Origin of the sequence: Methanospirillum sp. (assembly GCF_028679455.1) — an archaeon.
GTDB lineage: Archaea > Halobacteriota > Methanomicrobia > Methanomicrobiales > Methanospirillaceae > Methanospirillum.
Genome location: NZ_JAJRBM010000099.1, coordinates 1 through 6,249, shown reverse-complemented (window position 1 = coordinate 6,249; position 6,249 = coordinate 1). Strand labels below are relative to the sequence as shown.

Genomic DNA, 6,249 nt, shown 5'->3' with positions numbered 1-6,249 from the left:
GCCGGTTATGGTGAACAGTCTGCTTCCCACCCAGTCACGGATCTACATGGATGAACTGGAGGGAAGGATCTATGAGATCAAGAAGGGACTTGCAGAACCGGTCATTGTGATCAAAAAACCTGACCAGAATATCCTGGTCGATGGTCACCACCGTGCTGTTGCTGCCAAGAAACTGGGGATAAAGATACTTGAGGCATACCTGATCGAGATCATGGAGAACTTTGAACTCGGCCTTGAACGCACAGCCCGGGCGATGAAACTCCGAACCATCGATGATATTCAGATCATGGACTATGCCCGCCACCCGCTCGTGGCAGGTACACACCGGTTTGGCGGGGCAGTTGTCGTGGGAGGAGAGGCGATAGATCTGCCCTCTCATAAGAAGAAAGAGAATTAGGAGCCTTCACACCGGGTATCGTAGTCATCGTTCAGTACGTGCTCGGTAACCACGGTACCGTCTGCTATTACCACATCTGGCCATATCCGGGTGTTTGAATGAATCGTAACCCGGTTGCGTATCACGCACCGTGGTCCGATCACTGACCCATGCTCAACACTGCATCCGTCTCCAATCATGGTTTCGTTATCCACAATGGTACCGGAAACAGACGAGCCCTGCCCGATCACGACCCGATTATAAATAGATGAGGAAAGAAGCCGCACATTATTTCTGATCACACAGTTCTTGCCGATCGAGGTGTATGGACCGATGAGAACATTGTCACCGATAGAGGTACCTGAACCTATCACTACCGGGCCGACAATCCTGCTGTTATTACCAAGATAAATTGAACTCCCAAAGTCAACCGGCCCCTGGATATTGGCGTTTTTGACATCAAGATCTCCGCTGATGTTGGCATACCGCATCTCCTGAAGTTTCCATTTCTCAGCCTGACGCAGCGAAGCCGGACGCCCGACATCAGACCAGTTCCCCCTGGCAAGCCACCCGTTAAGCGCGAGGTTCTTCTCCATAAGGAGCGGGAAGAGGTTCTTGGCAAAGTCAAATTTTACTCCTGCCGGAATATATTCAAAAATATCAGGAGAACAGACATACATCCCGGTTGATGCCAGATTCGAAAAGATCTCACCTGGTCCGGGCTTTTCCCTAAATCTGCGAATACGGTTCTCGACGTCGATCTCGGCGATGCCATACTCAGAAGGTTCATCGATGCTGATCAAACCGATAGTGACAATTGCTGCACTCTTCAGGTGCTCACGATAGAACTCAAGGAGGTTCAGATCCGTAACATGATCGCCGCCTACTACGAGGAAGGGCTTATCACCGAGGAACCGCTGTGCATTTTTCACACTTCCCGCGGTTCCAAGTTTGGTCTCTTCATATACATAGGAGATATTGGCACCAAGCAGAGCGCCATCCCCGAGTGACTGCTCGATAGCATCTCCTTTGTATCCCAGCGTGATGACGATGTCATGAAAACCGAGATTGGAAAGATGAGAGACCAGATGCTCAATAGAAGGCTTATTGACGATCGGAATACAGGGTTTCGGACGTTCGAAGGTGAGCGGACGCAGCCGTGTCCCCTCTCCTCCGCACATGATACAGACCTTCATCTGGTATCAGTATATGCCCTGCCTCAATATATGAACTCGGAATAAAAGGATCAGAGACTATCGAGACTGATCCCATCAAAGTCCTGCACCACTTCGCTCAGATCCCTGACACCGAACGCAGTCTTCACCGCAGAGATCTCAAGATCCGAAGCTACTGCACACATGTAGTCAAGCACATCGATGGAGAGTTCTTTCTTCACCTTACTCAGTCTCATCTGCTCAGTAAGTCTTCCGATAGTATCGGGATCTTCTCCACGTAGTCGTGCCAGACTTATCACACACATATAGATCCGGGTGAGATTTCGATCGGTTCCCGTAATTGTGTCAAAAAAATTTTTGAGAACCTGGGCCTGAAATATCTCACCACCCATGATTGTGGATTTATCTATTGCCTAGTATAAAAATGTGGCGAAGATCACTTTGCTGTGCTGACGATCTTGATGATATCGCCATCCTTGAGCAGAGTGGTCTCCTTGATCCGCATCTTTGTCTTTGCATCGATGGCATACAAAAATCCCTTCCCGATATCGGTATGGACCTGGTAGGCTAGATCGTGAGGAGTCGAACCTTTCTTCATCAGGAATGCATCAGGCAGTACCCGTCCTTTCGCATCGGTGAGATGGGTTTCATCCTCCACCGGGTAGACCACGATCTGATCAAGAAGCTCAAAGACAGCGCGGTTTATCACCTGCTGGACCCCGGTTCCCTTGTACGTATCCATAAATACCCGGATTTTTGCAAGACCTTCCTGCTGGGCAGCATTGAGTGTAACTCCTTCAGGAATGGTAAAGGTGACATCACCGGGATGATAGACGATCAGATTGTGTTCAGCAGCAGATCGGAGTGCCAGTTCTGCAGCACCGGAGATGAGACTGATTCCTGCTTCCTTCACCTTTGCAATCAGTTCTGCAGGTGCCTGATCTGCTTTGTTACCTGCCTGGATCATCGGTTTTGAGTATTTCAGAAGGATCCTGGCAAATTTTTGGAGGTCTTCAGCCTGTGCAGACCTGAAGGTGATACCTGATTCACGTTCGGCATCGATAACATGCTCTTCCCGGATAGAAAGACCAGCCAGCAGTTCTGCCAGACCGGCATACATGTTGTAATTTTTAGCCTGGGCCTGTCGCTGCATCTTTGCCCAGTGTTTATCGATGATTCCGTACAGCCACATCGTCATCTCAGTCTGAAGCATCGGGATCTCTTCAAGGGGATCATGAGATCCGATATCATCAGGAGCTCCTTCAATATCAGTCGCGCCACTCGCATCAATCACATTGATGATAGCATCCGCCTGCCTGAGATGATCCAAAAACTGATTTCCCAGACCCTTTCCGGTGTATGCTTCAGGGACCAGCCCTGCGACATCAATCAGATGGACCGGGACGTACCGGATCCCATCCACACAGGTACCGCACCGGTGTTCAAGTGTAACACAGGGACAGGGTACCCGCACATATGCGACCCCCCGGTTCGCGTCTATCGTAGTGAAGGGGTAATTGGCGATTTCAGCAGGCGCAAGAGTAGCCGCCCGATACAAGGTGGATTTTCCGCAGTTTGGTTTTCCTGCCAATGCAAGAGTTATCATAGCTCGTACCTTAAACCTTGGCGGTCTAACCGATATGTATGGGGTACTCTACCAAAAAAATCTGGTATTTTGATAAACCCGGTAGCGAGAACACCCGGGATGCCCTCAAGATCGCAAAAGAGCGGGCAGAAGAACTGGGAATCCGGTACCTTATCGTGCCAAGCACCAGTGGGGAAACCGCTAAAATCGCAGCCGATGTAGTGCGGGGTTCTGAAATTTCCCTGATCATTGTCTCCCATGTGGTCGGATTTTCACAACCCGGAGTCTGGGAGTTTGATCCTGCCACCGCAGAAGAACTCAAAAAGAAAAAGATCAGGATTGTAACCGGGACTCATGTCCTTTCAGGTCTTGAACGCGCGTTCTCTTCCTCACCTAAAGTCGGTGGAGGCTCACGGAGTGAGGCAGTAGCAGAAGCGTTCAGACGCGTGATAGCGGTAGGACTCAAGGTCGCAGTCGAATGCACACTCATTGCAGCAGATCAGGGAGCAGTCCCAGTTACTGAAGAAGTTATTGCTCTTGGCGGGACTGCCAGCGGAGTTGATACCGTATGCGTAATCCTGCCATCACATACAAATAGGTTCTTTGATCTGCAGGTTCGTGAGATTGTAGCGATGCCCCGGGATCGATAATAATGAACGGAAAACCATTCGTTGATGCGATCAATCTTCTGAAAAAGCCGGTGCTTTTGCTGCCCGGTCTCTACGCAGGAGTGTTACTGGCAGGTTTCATCTGGCTGGCATTCTCCGGCGGCGAGTTCATCGCCGGGAAATTGCTCTTTTTGGGCGCGGTTATCTTCCCGTTCCTGGTAGCAGGTGCTCTGGGATGTTTGCGGGATAATACGTACACACCCTCGCTCTTTGTGGGATCTGCAGTACGTTACTTCTTCCCGGTACTGCTCCCGGTAATCGTGGCTGTCGCTATCATTTTCCTGCTCCTGATACTCTTCAGTATCCCTTACGCAATAGCCGGGCTGACTGATCCCTCAATGATTGGAGGATTATTCATTGGCATCTCCGTCCCTGTACTGTTATTTTCATTTTTTGCTGACAATGTTGCGGTAACCGAAGGGCTGAAAGTTTTTGCATCCCTGAAACAGAGCATGATAATCGCTTCACGCTCAATACTCATGATTATCACCTGCATTGTGGTCACAGTAATCAGTGCAGGAGCACTGGGAGTGATCATGGCATCCATATGGGGAATGATTCTGGCAGATCGGTTTAGCCAGTACCTGGAACTCGGAGCTGCAGAGCAACTAAAGATCTTTTTCGGGTTTGGACTGGCTGAATGGCAGAATCTGCTCAGAACTGATGGAATTCTCATAACCGCAATAATGATAGGAATATACCTGATCATACCGGTCTCCTTCTTCATCATCTACAAGCACCAGTGCTATATTGCTGCCTCATCAGCACCGGTTCCGGTGATTCCAACCACGGGAGAATATGATGAAAAAGGGCGGTGGTATAAATATTAGAACCAGGGAGTGTCAGAAGACTGGAGAGAATCCAACCCAGAGAAGAGCAGTAACCACTCCTCCACCAAGGGTTGCAAGGAAGTTTGTTCCTGCATTTCCTACTATCTTTTTGTTCTCAAGCACTTCTCCAATGAAGCTATCGATATTTGCTCCAATGAGACCTCCCAATACTGAAGCCAGAAAAACAGGGAGATCAGCAACACCCAGCAGGACTGCACAGGCGGCAATAAAAACAGCAGCGAGAAGTCCGGCAATCTCTCCGGTTACCGAGACCCCGCCGTTTGTTCCCTCAGGAACCGGTTTTAGTGTGGTAATCAGATAGGGACGTCCTGAACAAACCCCGATCTCTCCTGCTACCGTGTCAGCCGCGGCAGTTGCTACACTTCCCAGGTATACCGCAATGAAGATCGGGTGATGGGTAACTCCGAAGCATACTGCTGCTGCTACTGATACCAGGCCATTTGCAAAGACATTGACGTATCCCCGGACACCACCGCTCTCCTGTTCAACATGCAGGCTCTTTTTATAATCAATCTTGTACCGGGTTGCTGCAGCTCCGATAATGAAAAATGCCAGCATAATCAGGAACCACGATATTCCGGCAAAGACTATAAGAAGGATACCAACCAGGGCAGCAGAAAACAGTCCCGCAATATCCGCAGTTTTAAGCCGGTATGCAAAGTACGCAAACCCGAATGAGATGAATGCTGCGGTTGCAACCAGTGGCAGATCAGCCTGAAACTCGAGAACCTCAATCAGCAGCATCGACATGGAAACCCCAACCAGTTCACCGGTAATCGAATAGGGATTCTGCTGCAGGATCGCGTGAAGCAAAACAGCAACCGTCACCCCGACCACCGCTGATAGCCAGGTTCCTCCATTGGTATAAAAAATTACCAGGGCTGCAACCAGCAGACCTCCGATCAACGAAAGTGCATACTCTGCAGGTCTTCCGCCAGAATATGAGAAGATCAGTTCACGTGTTGCTACGATCAATACCGCTGCGCAGAGGACAAAAGCAGGGAGAAGTCCAAAAAAACTGAGAAGTCCCAGGATAAACAGAGCAAAGGGGAGTGAAAGATCACTGCTCCTCATACAGATAAATGCAGAAGTGATGATAAGGAAAAACCCTGCCATTCCGGGTGGCATATGGGGTGCAAGCAGGGTAAGAACGATGGAAGCAATGAATGCCTGCCATCTTCCGGGTATTATCATAGTACATATCATAGGATTATGCATCAGATAAGGTATCAGGATCTGATAACTGGAAACCCTTTATCCGGATACTGCTAACGGTACCCTCAGATGGTATCATCCCCCATTTCCAGAGATATATCCTCTTTCGCCAGATGGTTTATCATAATATTGTTTTTTTCTATCTGTAGTATTGGAATCGCTTCTGCAGATCCATTCTTCTCTCCTGATGAAGGAAAAGCACCGCTCAAAGTACAGTTTACGCTACCTGGAGGAGAAAATTGTGATTCAGTCAAGTGGGATTTTGGTGACGGAAACACCTCGACAGAAATCAGCCCATCCTTCACCTATACCAAAATGAGTTTCTTCTACCCGACCTGTGTATGTACATTGCCCGGAGCCACGGTGACATATACCTTTG

8 protein-coding genes are annotated in these 6,249 nt (G+C 49.1%); 4 read left to right on the top strand and 4 right to left on the bottom strand.

Annotation, left to right across the window (positions count from 1 at the left end; all coding sequences use genetic code 11):
* A partial coding sequence (locus LUQ50_RS03235; RefSeq protein ID WP_300036109.1) for a ParB/RepB/Spo0J family partition protein occupies nucleotides 1-397 on the top strand: 397 nt, incomplete at its 5' end.
* Here the strand turns inward: LUQ50_RS03235 and LUQ50_RS03230 are convergent.
* From LUQ50_RS03230 to LUQ50_RS03220, 3 genes are read right to left on the bottom strand one after another with little or no spacing between them, the layout of a single operon-like run.
* Nucleotides 394-1,572, bottom strand: a complete 1,179-nt coding sequence (locus tag LUQ50_RS03230; RefSeq protein ID WP_300036106.1) for an NDP-sugar synthase — start codon at nucleotides 1,570-1,572, stop codon at nucleotides 394-396. The genes LUQ50_RS03235 and LUQ50_RS03230 overlap by 4 nt on opposite strands.
* Before the next feature lie 50 nt (nucleotides 1,573-1,622).
* Nucleotides 1,623-1,943, bottom strand: coding sequence for a hypothetical protein (locus tag LUQ50_RS03225; protein ID WP_300036104.1), 321 nt, complete (start codon nucleotides 1,941-1,943; stop codon nucleotides 1,623-1,625).
* Nucleotides 1,944-1,987: 44 nt separating this feature from the next.
* On the bottom strand, nucleotides 1,988-3,157 hold the full coding sequence (locus tag LUQ50_RS03220; protein WP_300036101.1) for a redox-regulated ATPase YchF: 1,170 nt from the start codon (nucleotides 3,155-3,157) through the stop codon (nucleotides 1,988-1,990).
* Between the two features lie 38 nt (nucleotides 3,158-3,195).
* On the opposite strand from LUQ50_RS03220, the gene LUQ50_RS03215 reads away from it, so the two are divergent.
* Both LUQ50_RS03215 and LUQ50_RS03210 read left to right on the top strand, forming a co-directional pair.
* Nucleotides 3,196-3,786, top strand: coding sequence for a pyruvate kinase alpha/beta domain-containing protein (locus LUQ50_RS03215; RefSeq protein WP_300036099.1), 591 nt, complete (start codon nucleotides 3,196-3,198; stop codon nucleotides 3,784-3,786).
* Nucleotides 3,787-3,788: 2 nt separating this feature from the next.
* Nucleotides 3,789-4,634 (top strand): hypothetical protein, encoded by an 846-nt coding sequence (locus LUQ50_RS03210; protein WP_300036096.1) that lies wholly within the window; start codon nucleotides 3,789-3,791, stop codon nucleotides 4,632-4,634.
* Nucleotides 4,635-4,646: 12 nt separating this feature from the next.
* Here the strand turns inward: LUQ50_RS03210 and LUQ50_RS03205 are convergent, their stop codons facing one another.
* A complete protein-coding gene (locus LUQ50_RS03205) occupies nucleotides 4,647-5,849 on the bottom strand; it encodes a TIGR00297 family protein (RefSeq protein ID WP_300036093.1) in 1,203 nt (400 codons plus the stop codon).
* 150 nt (nucleotides 5,850-5,999) lie between these two features.
* On the opposite strand from LUQ50_RS03205, the gene LUQ50_RS03200 reads away from it, so the two are divergent.
* Nucleotides 6,000-6,249, top strand: a 250-nt coding sequence (locus LUQ50_RS03200) for a PKD domain-containing protein (RefSeq protein ID WP_300036091.1), incomplete at its 3' end; no start/stop codon positions are given.

Excerpts from the sequence above, each read along its gene's own strand:
- LUQ50_RS03230 (WP_300036106.1), bottom strand. The coding sequence starts at position 1,572 with ATGAAGGTCTGTATCATGTGCGGAGGAGAGGGGACACGGCTGCGTCCG.
- LUQ50_RS03225 (WP_300036104.1), bottom strand. The coding sequence starts at position 1,943 with ATGGGTGGTGAGATATTTCAGGCCCAGGTTCTCAAAAATTTTTTTGAC.
- LUQ50_RS03220 (WP_300036101.1), bottom strand. The coding sequence starts at position 3,157 with ATGATAACTCTTGCATTGGCAGGAAAACCAAACTGCGGAAAATCCACC.
- LUQ50_RS03215 (WP_300036099.1), top strand. The coding sequence starts at position 3,196 with ATGGGGTACTCTACCAAAAAAATCTGGTATTTTGATAAACCCGGTAGC.
- LUQ50_RS03210 (WP_300036096.1), top strand. The coding sequence starts at position 3,789 with ATGAACGGAAAACCATTCGTTGATGCGATCAATCTTCTGAAAAAGCCG.
- LUQ50_RS03205 (WP_300036093.1), bottom strand. The coding sequence starts at position 5,849 with ATGATAATACCCGGAAGATGGCAGGCATTCATTGCTTCCATCGTTCTT.